General features: G+C 72.1%; 18 protein-coding genes and 1 pseudogene. 10 read left to right on the forward strand and 9 right to left on the reverse strand.

Annotated features, from left to right (window positions below; translation table 11 throughout):
• Positions 1–179: 179 nt before the first annotated feature.
• From MOTC310_RS13055 to MOTC310_RS13075, 5 genes and pseudogenes are all read right to left on the reverse strand, one after another.
• Positions 180–860, reverse strand: a pseudogene (locus tag MOTC310_RS13055) (glycosyltransferase family 2 protein); the annotation flags it as partial.
• Positions 857–2,188 carry an O-antigen ligase family protein gene (locus MOTC310_RS13060; RefSeq protein WP_331302062.1) on the reverse strand — a complete coding sequence of 444 codons (1,332 nt, stop codon included), beginning with the start codon at positions 2,186–2,188 and terminating at the stop codon, positions 857–859. The gene MOTC310_RS13060 and the pseudogene MOTC310_RS13055, both read right to left, overlap by 4 nt.
• A gap of 297 nt (positions 2,189–2,485) precedes the next feature.
• A complete protein-coding gene (locus tag MOTC310_RS13065; protein ID WP_331302063.1) occupies positions 2,486–3,127 on the reverse strand; it encodes a CpsD/CapB family tyrosine-protein kinase in 642 nt (213 codons plus the stop codon).
• Complete coding sequence (locus MOTC310_RS13070; RefSeq protein WP_331302064.1) at positions 3,124–4,656, reverse strand: GumC family protein; 1,533 nt, start codon at positions 4,654–4,656, stop codon at positions 3,124–3,126. The genes MOTC310_RS13065 and MOTC310_RS13070 overlap by 4 nt, the downstream gene beginning before the upstream one ends.
• Positions 4,653–5,807, reverse strand: a complete 1,155-nt coding sequence (locus MOTC310_RS13075; protein ID WP_331302065.1) for a polysaccharide biosynthesis/export family protein — start codon at positions 5,805–5,807, stop codon at positions 4,653–4,655. Before MOTC310_RS13075 ends, MOTC310_RS13070 begins: the two co-directional genes overlap by 4 nt.
• Before the next feature lie 460 nt (positions 5,808–6,267).
• On the opposite strand from MOTC310_RS13075, the gene MOTC310_RS13080 reads away from it, so the two are divergent.
• The 5 genes from MOTC310_RS13080 to MOTC310_RS13100 all read left to right on the forward strand — a co-directional run bounded on the left by MOTC310_RS13080 (position 6,268) and on the right by MOTC310_RS13100 (position 9,791).
• Positions 6,268–7,371, forward strand: coding sequence for a helix-turn-helix transcriptional regulator (locus MOTC310_RS13080; protein ID WP_331302066.1), 1,104 nt, complete (start codon positions 6,268–6,270; stop codon positions 7,369–7,371).
• 100 nt (positions 7,372–7,471) lie between these two features.
• On the forward strand, positions 7,472–7,672 hold the full coding sequence (locus MOTC310_RS13085) for a hypothetical protein (RefSeq protein ID WP_331293463.1): 201 nt from the start codon (positions 7,472–7,474) through the stop codon (positions 7,670–7,672).
• Positions 7,673–8,052: 380 nt separating this feature from the next.
• A complete protein-coding gene (locus tag MOTC310_RS13090; protein ID WP_012322376.1) occupies positions 8,053–8,262 on the forward strand; it encodes a hypothetical protein in 210 nt (69 codons plus the stop codon).
• Positions 8,263–8,403: 141 nt separating this feature from the next.
• Positions 8,404–8,934 (forward strand): GNAT family N-acetyltransferase, encoded by a 531-nt coding sequence (locus tag MOTC310_RS13095; protein ID WP_331302067.1) that lies wholly within the window; start codon positions 8,404–8,406, stop codon positions 8,932–8,934.
• A 242-nt stretch (positions 8,935–9,176) separates the two neighbouring features.
• Complete coding sequence (locus MOTC310_RS13100; protein WP_331293461.1) at positions 9,177–9,791, forward strand: DUF2147 domain-containing protein; 615 nt, start codon at positions 9,177–9,179, stop codon at positions 9,789–9,791.
• A 28-nt stretch (positions 9,792–9,819) separates the two neighbouring features.
• Here MOTC310_RS13100 and MOTC310_RS13105 read toward each other — a convergent pair whose 3' ends face one another.
• Positions 9,820–11,043, reverse strand: coding sequence for a serine hydrolase domain-containing protein (locus tag MOTC310_RS13105; RefSeq protein WP_331302068.1), 1,224 nt, complete (start codon positions 11,041–11,043; stop codon positions 9,820–9,822).
• A gap of 52 nt (positions 11,044–11,095) precedes the next feature.
• Complete coding sequence (locus MOTC310_RS13110; protein ID WP_331302069.1) at positions 11,096–11,605, reverse strand: DUF427 domain-containing protein; 510 nt, start codon at positions 11,603–11,605, stop codon at positions 11,096–11,098.
• Positions 11,606–11,719: 114 nt separating this feature from the next.
• On the opposite strand from MOTC310_RS13110, the gene otsB reads away from it, so the two are divergent.
• Together otsB and MOTC310_RS13120 are read left to right on the forward strand one after the other, a co-directional pair.
• Entirely contained in the window at positions 11,720–12,463 is a 744-nt protein-coding gene (otsB, locus tag MOTC310_RS13115; RefSeq protein ID WP_331293458.1) for a trehalose-phosphatase, read from the forward strand.
• 351 nt (positions 12,464–12,814) lie between these two features.
• Positions 12,815–13,816 carry a glucokinase gene (locus MOTC310_RS13120; protein ID WP_331293457.1) on the forward strand — a complete coding sequence of 334 codons (1,002 nt, stop codon included), beginning with the start codon at positions 12,815–12,817 and terminating at the stop codon, positions 13,814–13,816.
• An 88-nt stretch (positions 13,817–13,904) separates the two neighbouring features.
• Here the strand turns inward: MOTC310_RS13120 and MOTC310_RS13125 are convergent, their stop codons facing one another.
• Entirely contained in the window at positions 13,905–15,377 is a 1,473-nt protein-coding gene (locus tag MOTC310_RS13125) for an MFS transporter (RefSeq protein WP_331293456.1), read from the reverse strand.
• Positions 15,378–15,536: 159 nt separating this feature from the next.
• Between MOTC310_RS13125 and MOTC310_RS13130 the strand changes: the two genes are divergently transcribed.
• Both MOTC310_RS13130 and MOTC310_RS13135 read left to right on the forward strand, forming a co-directional pair.
• Positions 15,537–15,824 (forward strand): hypothetical protein, encoded by a 288-nt coding sequence (locus MOTC310_RS13130; protein WP_331293455.1) that lies wholly within the window; start codon positions 15,537–15,539, stop codon positions 15,822–15,824.
• Between the two features lie 116 nt (positions 15,825–15,940).
• Positions 15,941–16,882, forward strand: a complete 942-nt coding sequence (locus tag MOTC310_RS13135; RefSeq protein ID WP_331293454.1) for a 2-hydroxyacid dehydrogenase — start codon at positions 15,941–15,943, stop codon at positions 16,880–16,882.
• 75 nt (positions 16,883–16,957) lie between these two features.
• Here the strand turns inward: MOTC310_RS13135 and MOTC310_RS13140 are convergent, their stop codons facing one another.
• Positions 16,958–17,851: a LysR family transcriptional regulator gene (locus MOTC310_RS13140; protein WP_331302070.1), complete on the reverse strand. Its 894-nt coding sequence runs from the start codon at positions 17,849–17,851 to the stop codon at positions 16,958–16,960.
• A 111-nt stretch (positions 17,852–17,962) separates the two neighbouring features.
• On the opposite strand from MOTC310_RS13140, the gene MOTC310_RS13145 reads away from it, so the two are divergent.
• Entirely contained in the window at positions 17,963–18,715 is a 753-nt protein-coding gene (locus MOTC310_RS13145) for an SDR family NAD(P)-dependent oxidoreductase (protein WP_331302071.1), read from the forward strand.
• Positions 18,716–18,771 lie beyond the last annotated feature (56 nt).

Raw genomic sequence — 18,771 nt, forward strand, 5'->3', positions numbered from 1 at the left:
CCGCGCAGCCGGGCCGCGAGACCGTAGGCCAGGGCCCGCAGGGTGAAGCCGAGCCGGAGCGGGGCCGAGAAGAAGGCAGGCGACGACAGGGGCCGGCCGGCGTTCCGCAGGCCGTAGATGGCGGCCAGCCCGTCGAGCCAGCGGGCCGAGCGGGTGCTTCCCGAGCCGCCCTGGAGGTGGGTGACGGCGATGTCCGGGCGGTAGGCGACGCGCAGGCCGGCATCGCGCAGGCGGCAGCCCCAATCCACGTCCTCGCCGTAGAGGAACATCGGGCTCTGCAGGCCGCCGATCGCGGCGATCGCCGAGCGGCGCAGGAGCAGGCAGGCCCCGCAGATCCAGTCGACGTCGAGGGACCGCGCCCCCCTGGCCTGGCGGCCGGCGAGGTAGAGGCCGCGCAGCCCGAAGCGGCCCGACAGCCCGGCGGCGTGCACCAGGATCGAGAGCGGGCGCGGCTCGTAGCCGGCGTCGCCGACCTGATGCGTCCCGTCCGGGAAGGTCAGGCGCGGGCCGACCGCCCCGACATCCGGGTGCGCGTCGAGATGGTCCAGGAGGCCCGAGAGCGCGTCCGGATCGTGCAGGAACGCGTCGGGGTTGAGAAGCAGGATCGCGGCGCCGCGCGCGTGCTCCAGCGCGACGGCATTGCCGCCCGCGAAGCCGTGATTGGTCCGCTCGGCGATGACCCGCACCCAGGGAAAGGCCCCCGCGACGCGCTCCGGCGTCCCGTCGGTGGAGGCGTTGTCGACCAGGATCACCTCGTAGGGGCGTCTCACCCGGCTCGCCGCCAGCAGGTCCAGGCAGGTCTCGATGTCCCGGCCGGCATTGTAGGTGACGATCAGGACGCTGAGGCTGACGGCGCTCACGGACGGTCTCCGTACGCTGCGAGGGATGGGCGACGCCGAGGCGGCTCCGCGCGCGAAGGACCGCGCGGCGAGGGGACCCGCTCCGGTCGGGCGCGCACCGCGCTGATCGGGCCCGTCGACGCGACCGCCCGGGACGCCGCGACGGCCCTGCGCCGCTGCGCCGCCCGCACCCCGGCGATCAGCCCGAGGCCGGTGTAGAGCAGCTCGGCGATGCCGAGATTCAGGCGGAAGCCCGGATCGACCAGCCCGTGCAGCAGGTGCGCGATCAGGCCGACCGCGCAGGCGGCCGCGATCGCCGCGAGCGGATCGCCCACCGGCGCGCGGCGGGCGGCGCGGAAGCCCCGGGCGATGCCGATGCCGAAGACCAGCGCGAAGGCCGCGTAGCCGACGACCCCGACCTCGGTGAGGATCAGGATGTGCAGGTTGTGCACCACGTGGTTCGACCGGTCGAACAGTCCGGCGAGCCGGGACAGGCCGGTCCTGTCGAGGACCGCGAACTGGTTGCCGAAGTTGTTCAGGCCGACGCCGAAGATCGGGAACTGCTCGAACAGGGCGAGGGCCGCGGCGTTCAGCGGGCCGCGCTGGGCGGCCGAGCCGCCGTCGTCGGCGGTGAGCCGCTCCCAGATCAGCGGGCCGGCGTAGAGCGCCGCGACGGCGCCGACGATCGCCAGCAGGCCGAGGACGATCAGGCTCGTCCGGGAGAACAGGCGGTCGCGGTAGACCAGCAGGATCAGGAGGGCGGCCGAGACCGGGAAGGTCAGCCAGGACGCGCGCGACAGGGTCAGGACCACGCCGACCAGGGCCGAGGCGGCGCCCGCCGCCCCCGCGAGGCGCAGGAGCAGCGGGCCGCGCGACAGGGCCAGCGCCAGGGCGAGCGGCCAGACGAACTCGTAGTAGTAGCCGAGGATGTTCGGGTGGACCTTCAGTCCGCCGGCGCGGCGCTGGGCCGAGAAGTTGATGTTCTCCTCGACGATCTGTTCCTCGCCCAGCACCGACAGGCCGAGTTCCGAGCCCGAGACGTATTGCAGGCCTGCCACCGCGGTCTGGACGAGGCAGAGGGCGCAGATCGCCAGCGCGAGGGTCCGGATGTCGGATTCGGACAGGTTCGAGACCGCGACCGAGACCAGGAGGAGGCCGGCGAAGCGCCACGTGTCGAACCAGAGATAGGCCGGGTCGGTGGCGTTGGAGAGCGAGAGCAGCCCCGCGATCAGGAAGCCGAGCTGCGTCAGCACGAGGGGCCGGTCGAGCCGCAGGCCCGGGGCGTCCTCCCCGAGTCCGGTGAGCTTGGCGACGATCAGCGCCGCGGCCACCAGCAGGGCGACGCTCACCGTCAGGCCGGCGCCGCCGCCGATGCTCGGCAGGTACTGCCCGACGGCCTCGAAATGCTGGAGGAAGCTGACGTCGAGCTTGACCGTCAGCCCGACCGCGAGGGCGACGAGCAGGAGCGGCGTGAGGCGATAGCGCCGCCCGACGATCAGGGCGCCGACCCCGCCGAAGGCCGCCGCGAGGCCGACGACGGCGAATTTGAGCGGCGCCGCGCTCAGGGCGATCGCGCCGGCCGCGGCCGCGAAGCCGATCCCGGCGAGCGGCAGGACCCGCAGCGCGCGGACGGGCGCCGNCCGCGCTCATCCGAGCCACCGGTAGAGCCATCGCGGGATCGGCCGCCGCGTGCGGTTCAGGACGACGCCGAGCGGCGCCCCGCCGGCGGCCTTGAGGTCGGCGAGGGCGCGCTGCGCCACGGCCCGACGGGTGCGCTCGGCGCCGATCACCACGATGAAGCCGTCCACGAAGGGGGAGAGCGCGGCGGCGTCGCCGATCTCGGTGATCGGCTCGCAATCCACGATCGCGAGCTCGAAGCGGTCGTCGACGAGCGCCAGGAAATCCTCCACGCGGCCGTCGTCCAGGGTCGCCTGGCGGATGGCCGACGGGCTGCCCGCGGGCACGACGCTGAGGTTGTCGGCGACCGGGTGGACGCCGCGGCTCGGGGCGACCGTGCCGGCGACGATGTCGGCGAAGCCCGGCTGGCCGGTCAGGCCGTAGGCCTCCGCCAGCGACGGCCGGGACCAGTTCGCCTCGATCAGCACGGCGCTGCGGCCCCGCCGGGCGTAGGCGCCGGCGAGTTCACGCGCGAGGGTGCTCACGCCCTCGCCGGGCTGGACCGCGGTGACGCCGACCCGGCGCACGCGCGCCTCGTGCCGGGTGAGCTGGACGAGGGCCGGCTCCAGGATCGCCGGATCGATCTTCGGCGCGATGGCGGCGGCGATCATGCGGCGGCTCCCGTCTGCAGCGGCACCGCGGCCAGCACCGGCACCCGCAGCGAGCGGGCGACCTCCGACGCGCTGCGGTAGGTCTGGGCCAGGAACTCCGCGAGGGCGACGTAGGCCAGGGCGGCGAGCAGGCCGAGACCGGCCGCGAGCCCGAGGATCAGCGGCCGGTTCGGGCCGGACGGCAGCCGCGGCGGCACGGCGCGCGCCACGAGGGCCGAGGAGGTGACGGCCTGCGCGTCGAGACCCGTGCCGGTCTTCAGAGCGTCGATCCGCTTCTGGGTCTCGGTGATCTCGTCGGTGAGCAGGCCCTTCTGCTGGGTCAGCCGGCCGTAGGCCAGCGCCGCGTCGCTCTGGCCGATGGCCGCCCGGCGGCGGGTCTGCTCGATCCCCGTGATGCTCTGGATCTTCTCGGCGAGGATGGCGAGCTTCGCCGTGTCGGCGGCGAGGAGCGCCTGGTACTTCTGCCGGGCCAGGGCCGCGAGGTCCCGATCGAGGCTCACGAACTCGGGGGCGGTCGGCCGGAACCGCACCGCCAGCTCGGCGCGCTTCGTCCGCAGGTCCGCCCAGCGCTGGTCGAAGGCCGTGACCGTCGGGTCCGCGTCGGGCGGCGTCGGCTGCCAGCGGTCGGGTCCGGCCTCGCGGGTGCGCTTGAGCCGGGTCTCGACCACCTCGCGCTCGATCTGCGCCGCCGATTTCTGCTTGGCGAGGTCGGCCAGGGTGCCGAGGTCGTTCTGCTGCTCGATCTCGAAGCTCGCGGTGTTGTTGCCCTTGAGGTAGGTCGAGAGCTGCGCGTCGATGGTGCCGAGGTCGGCCCGGGCGCGCTCCAGCTTGCTCTGGTAGAACGAGGCCGGGGTCTCGTCGGCGTAGACCTCGACGTGGCGGCGCTTGTAGGCGTCGAGCAGCCGGTTCAGCGCCTGGGCGGCGAAGTGCGGGTCCGTCCAGGTGAAGCCCGTGAGGATCACGTCCGTCTCCTTGACGAAGACGACCTTGAACGCCGCGAGATAGGCCTCGTAGAGCTTCTCGTCCGGGGTCAGGTGGCGCAGCAGGCCCACCGCCTCGAACGGGATCCGCACCGTGTCGACGATCCAGGTCTTGACCGCCTTGGCGCCGCGCACGGCCTGACGGCCCTGGTAGATCAGCCAGTCGGTCCAGTCCGCCGGCGGCGGTCCGAGGTCGCCGGTCGGGGTGATCGCCTTCAGAGTCGCGAACTCGTCGCGCACGATGCTGGGATCGCGCAGGATCTCGATCTCGTTGTTCACGTTCTGCGCGCGCTCCGAGAACATGTAGTTCTGGTTCGCGCCGCCCTGGAGCGGGGCGCCCGCCTTCTCGCGGCCGAGACGGATGATCAGCTTGGCGTCGGCCGTGTACTCGGCCGGCGTCAGCAGGAGGTAGATCCCGGCGCCGAAAATCGCCGCGACCAGGATCAGCAGCGCCGGGCGGATGTGCCGGAACAGGGCCGCGAGGGCGTCGCGGAGGTCGAAGGCCGGGCCCTCGACCGCGTCGGCGGCGGTCAGCTCGCTCTGCCTCACGTGCCGGACCTCACGGTGGCGCTGGTGGAGGTGCTGGCGGACGGGCCGGTGATGTAGTTCACGCCGAAGCCGGTCCCGTTGAAGAGCAGGATCTGGCGCACCACGAGGTCCACCGCGCGGGCGGTCTTGGCCAGCAGCGAGGGCGGCACGTAGACGGTGGCGTTGGGCGGCACCACGATCGAGTCCGCCAAGCCCGGCTGGCCGATGTCGACGATGCGCACGCTGCCGGCCGCCTCGGCGTCGAAGCGGATGATCCGAACAGCCTCGCCGGCCGCCGTCGGCAGGACGCCGCCGGCCGAGCCCAGGACCTGCGCCAGGGTCCTCGGCCCCTGCAGGGTGACGGGCCCGGGGGCCCGGACCTCGCCGAACACCATCGTGTTGGCCGGGACGAGGCTCGCGAGCCGGACGCTGGTCGTCACCGAGGCCAGCTGGTGCTTGTAGGCGGCGTTCAGGCTGCCCATGACCTCGTGCACGGTCCGGCCCGCCGCCTGGACCGGGGGCACCATCGGCAGGTTGATCTTGCCGTCCGGCTCGATCGCCAGGACCTTCACGCGGCCCATATCGGCCCGCTGGGTGAGGTCGCGGAAATCGTCGGTGACGGTGCGGAACCGGCGCAGCATCACGGTGACGACCGGGTCGATCAGCACGTCGTCGTAGGTGCTCTTGATCAGCGCGGCGGCCGCCTCGGGCGACAGGCCCGCGACCTTGATGCCGTTCTTGCCCGGCAGCGAGATCCGGCCGTCCGGCCGCACGATCACCGTACGGTTGTATTCCGGGTGCGTCCGGAAATCGACGTCGAACTCGTCGTTCGGGTTCAGGCGGTAGGTCGGCTGGACCACGCTGGAATCGATGAGGAACGAGACTTCCAGGTTGTCGCCGACGTTGAGCCGGTAGTTCGCCAGCCCGAGGCGCATGGTCCGCCCGACCTCCTCCTGGGCGGCCGCGACCAGCGCGGCCGGGAGGCCCTCGGTGACCGAGCCGGTCTGCGTCACGTCGGGCCCTGAGCGCGCCGCGCCCTGCGGGCGGCCCGACATGCAGCCGGCCAGGACCGGCGCGCAGGCAAGGAGCGCGAGCGCGGCCCCGGCGGCGCCGAATGGTCGGCCGGCACACCGCTGCGAAGCGCCGAGGAACGCAGACAGGGAAAACGCCATCGACCTTCAGCCGCATCCTGCTCGACTGCGCTCGCCCGATCACAACCCATGATCGAACCGCGCACCGCGATACAATCGCCAAGCTTGGTTAACGAGGCTTGAACCCGGCCCAACGCAAATCTATCAGAAGTTGTGTTCCGCCAGACGTGGCAAAGTGCTGAGCCGTGGCCTGGCCGGTCGGGGTCGGCCCGCCCCGCGCCGAGCGACACAAGCGGACGCGCCCGTCTATCCGTCGACTCTTCGGCGGCGTCCCGGTGCGCGCGGCTTCCGAGCGGCGGCGGGGCCGCCCCCCGACAGGTCCCGCACGCCGGCAGCGAACCGAAAGCTGTAAAGAGCGGTAGCGTTGCTCGGGTTCAAAGACCTGATCTATAGTTCGACGGTGTGAAGCCGTGCGGATCGCGTGGCAGATTCTGAGCGCCGCCGCCGGGCGGCCGTATCCGTCATGTGGGAGACGCGCGACATGTCGGGCGTGAGGCCGGATCTCTTCGCCCGCCTGCACGACGACCTCGAGGCCGGGTTCCGGGAGGATCTCGAGGAGGCGGTGGTCGACCCCGCGCGCTGGCAGGACCTGGCCGAGCGCGCGGTGCGGGCTTCCGGCAGCGAGGGGGCCCTTCTGCTGCGCTCCGACCGGACCGGCCTCGAATCGCTCTGTACCGCGTCGCTCGCCGATGCCTCTCGCCGCTACTTCGACGAGGGCTGGCACCGCGACGACCATCGGATGCGCGGCATCCCGCTGATGCGGACGCGCGGGATCGCGGTCGATCAGGACTTCACCACGCCGGATGAGATCGCGCGTCTGCCCTTCTACCAGGACCTGCTGGCCTCCCGCGGCCTGCGCTGGTTCGCCGGCATCGGCTTCGCCGTGAAGGGGCGCCTGTGGTGCCTGTCGCTGCAGCGGACCGTCGAGCAGGGGCCATACGAACCGCACGAGCAGCGGCGCCTCGCGACCCTGTCGCCCCTCCTGCAGCGCGCGGCCCTGCTGACATCGATGGTCGAGCGGGCCCGGCTCGCGGGACTGACACAGGCCTTCGAGCTGATCGACCGCGCCGCCCTGATCCTCGACGCGGAGGGGCGCGCGCTCCGCTGGAACGACGCGTTCGGCGCCCTGCTGGGACGCGACCTGAAGCTCGCGGGCGGTCGCCTCACCGCGGAGGATCCGGAAGCCGCGCGGCAGCTGGAAGCCCTCGCGCGGCCCTTCGGTCGCCCGCCGATCTCCGCCGTCGTGGCGGCGCGACAGGACGGGCCGCCGATCGTCATCCACGTCGTGCCGCTGGTCGGGCCGAGCCGCGGGCTGTTCGCCGGCGCGACCACGCTGCTCCTCGGAAGTGTTCCCGGCACCCCACCCGCACCCGCGACCGCGATTCTCCAGGCGGCCTATCGGCTGACCCCGGCGGAGGCGCGACTCGCCCAGGCGCTGTCGAGCGGGATCTCCCTCGCGGAGGCCGCCTCGCGATTCGCGATCACCGCGGCGACCGCGCGCTCGCAGCTGAAGGCGATCTTCGCCAAGACCGGAGCGACGCGCCAGTCGGATCTCGTGCGGCTCGTGGCCGGGCTCGCACGCTGACGGCGCCCCGAGACGGAAACCGCGAGAGGCGCCGCCCCGGCGCGGTCGGAACGGGTCGGCCCGCCCGGCCGTTGCAGCAGGAACGACAGGAGAAGTCTCGATGACGAATCGAATCGCACTCGTTTCCGCCCTGGCCATCGCGGGCCTGCTCACCGGCGCGCCCGCCGAGGCGAAGGGCTGCCTCAAGGGCGCCGTGGTCGGCGGCGTTGCCGGGCACATGGCCGGGCACGGCAAGATGGGCGCGGCTGCGGGCTGCGCTGTCGGTCACCACAACGCGAACAAGAAGGCCAAGCAGGGCTGATCCTCCCGAAGCCGTCACCGTCGACGGCGATCGGGCCGGATCCCCAATGCGATGACCGGGTCATCGCCGATTCTCCGAAGCCGGATTCCCCGCGGGAATCCGGCTTCGCTGCGTTCGGGACCACACCAGCCGCGGAATGCCCGATTTCCTCGGGCTCAGCACGGGGTCGCGCTGGCGCAGCAGGGGCCGGCCCGTACCGACCGTGGAGCCCCGCCGGCGCATTCGCCACCGCCCGTGTCACCACCCCGCCTCGCTTCCGGACCGGCACCGCGCCAGCGTCGCGGACGTTGACCTCAGTTTCGAGCTATTCTAATTAAGAACTGTGGAGGGGGCGCCGCCAGGACGGTCCCTTCATCCGAGACACCCGACGGAGACACCAGATGGCCGGTTCCGCGAACGCCGCTTGCGAAAGCTGCCGCTTCTTCGACGATCACAAGCTCAACGGCGCCCAGGCGAAGGGTGACGAGGGCCTCTGCCGCTTCAATCCTCCGGTCAGCCAGCCGGCCCCCGAGTCGAAAGGGCTGTGGCCGGTCGTCGCCTCGAAGGATTGGTGCGGCCACTTCACGGCCGAGATGTCCGCCGCCGAGTAAGTCATCGCCTTCTCAGTCGTGCGGGATCTGCGCCGAGGCGCCGATCCCGCCGCCGCTTCACGGCGAGTCCCAGGAACGGGCCGTGCCCGGATTGGCCAGGGCGCATTGCCGGAACGCCGCGGCTTCGCTTAACCTGCGGCCGTGAAAGACGTGATACGCCCGGCGACCGCGGCCGATCTCCCCGCCATCGCGACGATCTACGGCGACGCCGTCGCCACCACCACGGCCAGCTTCGAGACGGAGCCGCCGACGCTGGCCGAGATGACGCGCCGCTTCGAGGTCCTGCGCGCGGGCGGCTTTCCGTATCTCGTGGCCGACCGGGGCGGCACGGTCGCAGGCTATGCCTATGCCGGGCCCTATCACCAGCGCGCCGCCTACCGCTCGACCCTCGAGGATTCGATCTACGTCGCCCAATCGGCCCGCGGCAGCGGGGTCGGCCGACGCCTGCTCACGGCCCTGATCGCGGCGAGCGAGCAGGTCGACTGCCGGACCCTGGTCGCCATCATCGCCGACAGCGGCTCTCCCGCCTCGATCACGCTGCACGCGAGCCTCGGCTTCACGCCCGTCGGAACCCTGGCGGGCGTCGGCTACAAGCACGGCCGCTGGCTCGACGTGACCCTCATGCAGCGCGTCGTGGGACCCGGCCAAAGCCTTCCGCCGACGCGGATCTGACCGTCAATCCCGCTTCAGTCCCAATATCCCGAGATCGATCGCCGTTCAAAACCTCCGCTGAGTTGTCATGATGCGGACAACTTCGCGCGGGAGAGGGCGGGCATGACGCGCACGCCGCCCGGTTCTCGGTGCGGCGCGGGCGCGATGACGCGGAGGGAGCGATCTCTCCGCGCGCGGAAGCGGTTTACGCGAGGCGGGCGGTCAAGGCTCCATCACGACTCGCGAGGGATGGGAGTTCGGGTATGCGGTTTACATCGATCGGTCGCCGGGTTGCGCCGCTCGCGATCCTGGCGCTGTCGGCGCTGGCTGGCACGGCCCAGGCCAAGACGCCGACCGATCCCAGCGGCACCTATCTCACCGAGGACGGCCGCGCGCGCGTGCGCCTCGAGAAGTGCGGGACCGCGGGTGACCGGCTCTGCGGCTACGTGGTGTGGCTGAAGGTTCCGCTGAACGACAAGGGCGAGCCGCGGATCGACTTCAAGAACCCCGATCCCAAGAAGCAGACCCGGCCGTCTCTCGGGCACCAGCTGATCTTGGGCCTGAAGCCGAATGCCGACGCCCACTACGAGGGCAAGATCTACAACTCCGAGGATGGCAAGTCCTACGACGTCACCATCTGGACCGAGACGCCCGGCGAGCTGACGGTGCGCGGCTGCCTGATCGCGTTCCTCTGCAAGTCGCAGACCTGGTCCAAGGTGACCGACCTCGCGCCCGGTCAGCTCCCCGGCCCGACCAACGGCGCGAACGGTCCGCGCAGCGATCCCGAATACGCCACCGCCGCCTCGAAGCCGACCGCCAAGGCCGGCGCGAAGCCGGCTCCGAAGCCGGCCGCGACCGAGGCTCCCAAGGAGGAGTGAGCGGCGCCGACCCTCGCGCGGCCGGCCCTCAATCGGCCAGGGCCGCGTAGGTCAGAACGCGCAACTCGCGCCGGATCGGCAGGGCCGAGGACGGCACGAGCTGCGTCATGAGCACCACCGACAGATCCTCGGCGGGGTCGATCCAGAACGCCGTCGAGGCGAGTCCGCCCCAGGCGACCTCGCCGGGCGTGCCGAGGATCTGGGCCCGGGCCGGATCGAGCATCACCGAGAAGCCCAGGCCGAAGCCGATGCCGGTATACGAGGTCTCGGCGAAGCGCGGCGTGCCCATCGCGGCGAGATCGCCCGGCAGGTGATTGGCCAGCATCAGGTCGACCGACTTGCGCCCGAGGAGGCGCGTGCCGTCGAGGGTGCCGCGGTCGAGGATCATTCGGCAGAAGCGCTGGTAATCGGCCGCCGTCGAGACGAGGCCGCCGCCGCCCGACGCGATCGCGGGCGGCCTGGCGAAGGCCGTCTCGACGGAATCGTCGAACAGACGAAGCTGCCGTGCGCGGTCGTACGCGTAGGTGGCGCAGAAGCGCGGCATCAGCTCCGGCCGCACGTGGAAATCGGTATCGACCATGCCCAGTGGCCCGATCACCGCCTCGCGGAGGTGGTCGGCAAACGGGCGGCCGGTCAGGGCGGCCACGTACTGGCCCAGCACGTCGGTGGCGACGCTGTAATTCCAGGCGCTGCCCGGCTGGGCGAGGAGCGGCAGCTTCGCCACCCGCGCGGTCATGTCGGCGAGCGTGCCCTCGCGCGCCAGGAAGTCGACGCCCTGCTCGCGGTACTGCGCGTCGACCAGGGTCGCTTCCATGAAGCCGTAGGTCAGCCCGGTCGTGTGGGTCAGCAGGTCCCGCACGGTGATCGCCCGGCGGGCCGGCTCGGTCTCGAGCTTCGCCCGGTTGCCGCCCACGGCGACGCGCATCTCGGCGAACTCGGGCAGGACCCGGGAGATCGGATCGTCGAGCTGGAACAGGCCCTGCTCGTAGAGCTGCATCACCGCGACCGAGGTCAGCGGCTTGGTCATCGAATAGATCCGGGTCACCGTATCCAGGGTGAACGGCGTCGCCCGGGCGAGGTCGGCCTGCCCGCAGGCGCGCGCGAAGGCGATGCGGCCGCGCCGCGCCACCGTGACGGACAGGCCGGCGAGCCGGCCTTCTGCGACGAGGCGGTCCATCCACGGCACGATCCGGGCGAGACCCTCCGGGCTGAAACCGGCACCCGTCGGATCGGTCTCGGTCAGCGCGCTCATGCGGTCTCCTCGGCGTTGCGGTCCGGAAGCGTAGTGGGGGAGAGGGACGAAATCACCAGCCCATCGAGCCGGGGCCGCCCTTGAAAGGTCCGACGATGCCGGGCGTGATCCAGCCGCCGTAGAAGGTTCCGGGTTGCGGCGAGACCGGGGCGGCCCCGACGAAGCACGCGTCCATCGGGCCGGCGTAGAAGGCGACGTAGCCGGCGATCCCGCGGAAATTCGGGGTCGGGTCCGGGTAGGCCCACGCGGCCCCCGGGGCCAGACGATCGCCGCCGCGCACGTCGAACAGGACCGCCTGCCCCTTCCACTCGCAGATCCCGCCGCGCCGCGGATTCACGAGCGTCCCGTCCGCGATGTCGACGGGCGGCAGGTAGTAGGTCGGCGGGTGAGAGGTCTCGAGGACGCGGAAGCCCGAACCGGTCTCGGCGATCGCTCGGCCGCCGAGCACGACCCGCAGACGGTCCGCGACGGGTTCCAGCCGCGGCGGCCGCGGATAGTCCCAGACGCTCTCCTCGCCGGGCCTGACCGGATCAGGAACGGGCCGGAAGGGCGATCCGCGCATGGTAAACCTCGTGACGTGCCAGTACGAACCCAGATAGGGCGGCACGGCCGGCGTTTGTCGTCCGGCACGCCCGTGCTAGCCCGTCGCCGACACTCGAGCCCGGGATCGCCCGCGATGGACATCGCCCTCTTCCTCGACTTCGACGGCACGCTCGCCGAGATCGCGCCGCGGCCGGACGCCGTGCGGGTCGAGCCCGGTCTGGTGGAGGATCTGGAGCGGCTCCGGGCCCGCCTCGACGGCGCCCTCGCGATCGTGACCGGCCGGCCGGTCACGGTGATCGACGGTTTCCTGGCGCCCGCGCGCCTGGACGCGGCCGGTCTCCACGGCGTGGAGCGCCGGGTCGGCGGTGCGGTCACGGGCGGCCGTGCGGAGGACCATCCGGATCTGCGCCGGCAGGTCGCGCGCCTGCAGGCCGAGACCGCCGCGCTGGCGCAGGTTCTGATCGAGGACAAGGGCGCGTCGGTGGCGGTGCACTGGCGGCTCGCGAGCCCGGACGACGCCTTGCGGGCCGAGACGCTGGTGAAGGGGGCCGCGGAGGCGCTCGGTGCCGATTACCGCCTGCAACTCGGCAAGGCGGTCGGCGAGATCGTCCCCGCGCAGGCCACCAAGGCCCACGCGATCCGAGCCTTCATGGCGCAGGCGCCCTATGCCGGCCGGACGCCCGTCTTCTTCGGCGACGACCGCACCGACGAGATCGCCTTCGCGTCGGTCAACGAGGATGGCGGCGTCGCGATACGCGTCGGCGACGGCCAGACCGTCGCCCGGCGACGCCTGCCCGACCCCGCCGCCGTCCGCGCCCTGCTGCGGGATTGGGCCGCCGGGGGGGCGATCGATCCCGCCGCGCTGCCGCCGGCCTGACCGGCGCCGCCGCGCTCTCCATGCTGGTGCACAGCCGGCCCTCCCGCTCGTCGGCCTGCCTCCGGCGCTCGCTTTCAACCGCCCCAACCGCTCGGGATCAGCCCTGATCCGGGTCCGCCCTATCGGCCCGGACCGCGCCCTCGGTTACGGTCGCGGATACCGGCGCGGATTTGCCGAGACGCATCTCGGGGGCATCGGCCGTCCGCGTGACAAGACGATCGCCCGGTCCCGAACTGGCGGCCGGTGCCGAATAGGGCTTGCCCGCGCGGGGTTTCGCGGTCGATGAAATCGCCGGTGCCGGGCCGGGCGCGAGTCCGGTCGCGGCGGGCCAGAGAGCAGGGGCTAGATGCGATGTTCGAGTTTCCGGTTCTGGTCGGCGACATCGGCGGCACGAACGCGCGGTTCGGTCTGATCGAGAAGGCCGGCGATCAGCCCCGCCTCCTCGCGCACGAGGCCACCGCCGACCATCCCGATCCGTCGAGCGCCATCAAGGCGTCCGTCGCCAAGGGCGGCGGCCCGGCGCCGCGCTCGGCCATCCTGGCGATCGCCGGCCGGATCGACGGGCCGGAGATCCAGCTGACGAACGCGCACTGGAAGATCGCGGGTCGGCGCATCGCGGAGGATTTCGGTCTCTCCTCCGCGGTGGTGGTCAACGACTACGTGCCGGTCGCGGCCGGCGCCGCCGATATCGAGCCCCACGACCTCACGCCGGTCGGCCCGTGTCCGCCCGTGCCCGGCGGCGCCCGGGTGGTGCTGGGCCCGGGGACCGGCTTCGGCGCGGCCGCCCTGATCCCCTACGCGGCGCATCTCGCCATCGTGTCCACCGAGGTCGGCCATACCGATATCGGCCCGGCCGACGCCTTCGAGGAGAAGATCTGGCACGCCCTGGAGCGGGTCGAGGACCGGATCACCGTGGAGACGGTGCTGTCGGGGCCGGGCCTGTCGCGGCTGCACGCGGCCGTCGCCCATGTCCGGACCGGGCAGCCGCACGAGAAGATCGAGCCGGCCGCGGTCACCGAGGCGGGGCTCAACGCCACCGATCCGCACGCGGCCGAGACGCTCGAGCTGTTCGGCCGGGTGCTCGGACGCGTCTGCGGAGACCTCGCGCTGACCTTCCTGGCGACGAGCGGCGTCTATATCGGCGGGGGCATCGCGCCCCGGATCCTCAAGGTGCTCGAGGAGAGCGGCTTCCGCGCCGCCTTCGAGAAGAAGGCGCCCTTCGCCGCCATGATGCGCCAGATCCCGACCAGCGTGATCACCGTCCACGACCCCGCCTTCCGGGGCCTGGCGGCCCTGGCGAACGAGGGCGCGAAGTTCGTGTACCACGGGCAAGTCTGGCGCAAGGAGGCGTGACCGGCCGCGCCGGCGCCGGACGCGGTGCGGAGCGAAGCCCCGGGCGGCTCCGCTCCGCGCGCGGTCGAGCGTCGTCGCGGCCCGGCGTTCAGGCCGCCGCCAGGGGCTTCGACACCTCCTCCAGGGACTTGCCCTCCGCGGCCGTGCCCCAGATCCCGCCGACGACCGCCGCGATGAGCATCAGCACCGCGCCGAGGCCGTAGCCGAACAGCACCCAGTCGCGGGAGCCGGTCTCGACCAGGCTGCCGAACAGGAGCGGGCCCGAGACGCCGCCGATGCCGGTGCCGACCGCGTAGAAGGCCGCGATGGCCAGCGCCCGGATCTCCAGCGGGAAGGTCTCCGAGACCGTGAGATAGGCCGAGCTCGCCGCCGCCGAGGCGAAGAAGAACACCACCATCCAAGCCCCGGTCTGGCCGACCGGCCCGAGCACGTCGAGGCGGAACAGCAGGCCGACGCCGGCCAGCAGCAGCGCCGAGATGCCGTAGGTGAAGGCGATCATCTTGCGCCGGCCGATCGTGTCGAACAGCCGCCCGAGGAGCAGCGGTCCGAGGAACGAGCCGAGCGCGAAGGGCAGGAGGTACCAGCCGACATGGTTGCCGGGCACGTCGTAGAAGCGCTCCAGCACCAGCGCGTAGGTGAAGAACAGGGCGTTGTAGAAGAAGGCCTGCGCGATCATCAGCGCCAGGCCGACCATCGTCTCCTTGCGGCTCGTCACGAACAGCGCCTTGAACACTTCGGAGAGCGGGGTGTGGTCGCGGGTGCGGACCTTCATGCGCTTGCTCTCGTCCACCGGCGGCAGGGTCACGCCCTCGTCGGTGAAGCGCTTCTCGATGCCGGTGACGACCCGGTCGGCTTCCGCCGCGTAGCCGTGGGTCGCGAGCCAGCGCGGGCTCTCGGGGATCCAGGTGCGCAGGAGGAGGATCACGAGACCGATGGCCCCGCCCGTGAAGAAGGCGACGCGCCAGCCCCAGGCCGGGTCGATCACCTCGGGCTTCAGCAGCACGATCGACATGAACGAGCCGAGCGCCGCGCCGATCCAGAACGAGCCGTTGATGACGAGGTTGGTCCAGCCGCGGACCCGGGCCGGGACCAGCTCCTGGATGGTCGAGTTGATCGCCGTGTACTCGCCGCCGATCCCCGCGCCCGTGAAGAAGCGGAAGGCGCAGAAGCTCCAGATGTTCCACGACAGGCCGGTGGCCGCGGTGGCGACGAGGTAGAGGGCGAGCGTGATGAAGAACAGCTTCTTGCGGCCGATCCGGTCGGTGAGCCAGCCGAAGCCGATCGCGCCGGTGACGGCGCCCACGAGGTAGCAGGAGGCCGCCAGCCCCACGTCGAATTCCGAGAACGACATGGGCGGCTGACGCAGGGCGCCCACCAGGGAGCCGGCGAGCGTCACCTCGAGGCCGTCCAGCACCCAGGTGATGCCGAGCGCCACGATCACCAGCACGTGGAAGCGGCCCCAGGGCAGCCGGTCCAGGCGCGCGGAGATGTCGGTGTCGATCACGCGGCCGATCTCCGCGCGCTCCGGCGTCCCGGATCCCCCCTCGACCTTGCTCGCCATGTCCGCGTGTCCTCCCGTTCCAAGTGTTTACCGTGCCTGGACAACGGGCATTTACCGCGACCGTAGGCAGGTGTTGGGAACGGGTCGGAAATCGATTCGGTTCGATTTCGTCTTCATCCGCGCCGCGGAGAACGGGGAGGTCCACGCGGTGCCCCTGCCATGCCCTCCTGTCCCGCCCGATCCCGCCGGTCCTGGTCCCGGTACGTCCTCCTGACCGCCTTGACGCTCGCCGGGCTCGCCACCGTCCCGACCGAGGGGGCGGACCGGCATCTCGAACGGCCGAAGCCCCGCGTCGCGATCCAGGCGGCCGAGCGCTGGCGCCTGCGGCCGACGGAGCCCGCGGTGGCGGCGACGACCGGCAGCATCCGCAAGCGGTCCGCGACCGCGATTCCCGAGGATCGCCGCAACGTCCGCCTCGTCTACCCGGCCCTGATCGAGGCGCGCTGACCGCGCCGATTCTCGATCGACTGCCCGGTCCATCTCGACGATCCGGGTCCCGTCAGGCACAGCGCCTGATTCGTCCGTGCGTGGACGGGTTCAGCGGTACGGTGCGGAGGACGCGGATGGCGGAGGCAATCGCCCTGGTCGGGTGCAAGGGGCCGGACCAGGAGACCGAGTATCTGCGGATCCTGTCGGCGGCCATGCCCGAGGAGCGTCTGATCCCGTTCCGGACCATGGACGACGCGGCCCGGACGGCTGCACGGGTCGCCGTCGTGGCCAATCCCGATCCGGCCGAGGTCGCGGCGCTGCCAGGGCTCGTCTGGGTGCAGAGCCTCTGGGCCGGAGTCGAGAAGCTCGTCAGCGCCTTCGACCGGCCGCTGCCGATCGTCCGGCTGGTTGATCGGGAAATGGCCCGCACCATGGCCGAGGCCGTGCTGGCCTGGACGTATTATCTCCAGCGCGACATGCCGGCCTATGCCCGCCAGCAGCGGGAGCGGGTGTGGCACCCGCACGCCTACCGCAAGCCGTCCGACACCACGGTGGGGCTGCTCGGCCTCGGGGCGCTCGGCACCGCGGCCGCGGAGCGGCTCACCGGCGCCGGCTTCCGCGTCGTCGGCTGGAGCCGCAGCCCCAAGGCGGTGCCGGGCCTCGACACGTTTCACGGCGCCGAAGGCCTCCCGGCGCTGCTCGGCCGGTGCGACATCCTCGTCTGCCTCGTTCCCCTGACGCCGGAAACGCGCGGGCTGGTGAACGCCGACCGCCTCGCCGCCCTGAAGCCGGCCGCCGCGCTGATCAATTTCGCCCGCGGGCCGATCGTCGTCGCGGAAGATCTGATCGCCGCCCTGGATTCCGGCCATCTCGCCCACGCGGTTCTCGACGTCTTCGCGGTCGAGCCCCTGCCGGCGGAATCCCCGCTGTGGTCGCATCCCGGCGTGACGGTGCTGCCCCACATCTCGGGGCCGACCGACATGGATTCCGCCGCCGCCACGGTGGCGGCCAACCTGCGGGCCTATCGGCGGACCGGCCGCGTGCCGGACGGAGTCGACGCGGCCCGGGGGTATTAGGGCGCGGCGCGACCGCGGTGCGGCAACGGTCCCGTGGCGCAGGCGGTCCAGACGCGCGGAGAGGGCTCGCCCCGCTCACAGCTTCGGGAACGTCACCGCGAGGTGGTCGATCAGGACGCGCACGGCCGGCGGCAGCCCGCGCCGGGTCGTGAAGACGATGTGCACGATCCCGGGCTGGCCCCGCCACTCCGGGTAGACGGGGACGAGCCGGCCCGCCGCGACGGCGTCCGTGCAGGCGTGGTCGGGCAGGAACGCGACACCGAGGCCGTCGGCTGCCGCGTCGCGGAGCGCGCCGAAGTCGCTGCAGGTCAGGCGCGGCTCATGGCGCAGCGTGAAGACCGTGCCGTCGCCGCGTTCGAGCCGCCATTCCGCCTCGCCCGGATCGTCGCGTGTGCCGAGGGTCGGCACCGTGGCGAGCGCGGCGATGTCGGGACCGAGGCGGCGCGCGACCTGCGGCGCGGCGACCAGGATCCAGCGCGAGGATCCGAGCGTGCGCATGGTCAGCGACGCGTCGCTCGTCAGGTCGAGCCGGACCCGCAGCGCCACGTCGATCCGCTCCTCGATCAGGTCGACGGGCCGGTCGGTCACGACCAGCTGCAGCCTCACCTTGGGGTAGCGGACGAGGAAACCGCGCACGCGCGCAGCGACGATCGCGGCGAGGCCCGTCGGACAGCTCATGCGGATGCGCCCGTGCGGCTCCGCCTGCGCCTCCGCGACCAGCGCCTCGGCCCGCTCGGCCTCCAGCATCATCGCCCGGCAGCGTTCGTAGAAGCCCTGTCCGACCTCGGTCACGCGGAAGCGCCGGCTGGACCGCTCGATGAGGCGCGCGCCGAGGCGCGTCTCCAGGGCCGCGATCCGGCGGCTGAGCTTCGATTTCGGCTGGTGCAGAGCCCGACCCGCCGCGGCGAAGCCGCCGTGCGACACGACCTCGGCGAAGTAGACGTAGTCGTTGAGGTCGGCCCGGCTCATCGTTCCTCCAGAGGAACGATGAGTGCCACATTTGCCGACTACCGGCATCACCGTTCCAGCGGCATCTCCCGAGCCAGCGGCGCAGACGTTGCCGAACGAAGGAGAACGACGATGGCCGGCAGGTTTCAGGACAAGGTTGTGGTGGTGACGGGCGGGACCAGCGGCATCGGGCTCGCGGCTGCCCAGGCCTTCGCGGCCGAGGGGGCGTCGGTCTTCATCACCGGTCGACGCCAGGAGGCGCTCGACGCGGCGGTGAGGCGGATCGGTGGCCGGATCACCGGCGTGCGCGGCGACATGGCGAATCTCGGCGACATCGACCGCCTCTACGACGCCGTCCAGCAGAAGCACGCGCAGATCGACGTGGTGTTCGCCAATGCCGGCGGCGGTGAATTCGCACCGCTCGGCGCGATTTCGGAAGCGCACTACCGGAGCACATTCGACACCAACGTGAAGGGCGTGCTGTTCACCGTGCAGAAGGCGCTGCCGCTGCTGCGGGACGGGGCCGCGATCGTGCTCACCGGCTCGACCGCCGGCAGCGCGGGCACGCCCGCCTTCAGCGTGTACTCGGCCACCAAGGCGGCGATACGGAGCTTCGCGCGGAACTGGATCCTCGACCTCAAGGACCGCCGCATCCGGGTGAACACGATCAGCCCGGGCGTGACCGAGACCGCGGGGCTGAACGAGCTCTTCGGTGGCGGCGATCAGGCGGCGGCCACCAAGGATTACCTCGCGGGCCAGATCCCGGCCGGGCGCGTCGGCCAGCCGGCGGAGATCGCCGAGGCGGTGCTGTTCCTCGCCTCGGACGCGGCGAGCTTCGTCAACGGTGTCGAGCTGTTCGCCGATGGAGGGCAGGTGCAGATCTGACGACTTAAGTCCGGTCGGGGCGGGACGCGACACCCCGTCCCGGCCGCCGCGGTGAA

The sequence above is a fragment of the Methylobacterium oryzae genome (assembly GCF_036441375.1).
Taxonomy (GTDB): domain Bacteria; phylum Pseudomonadota; class Alphaproteobacteria; order Rhizobiales; family Beijerinckiaceae; genus Methylobacterium; species Methylobacterium oryzae_A.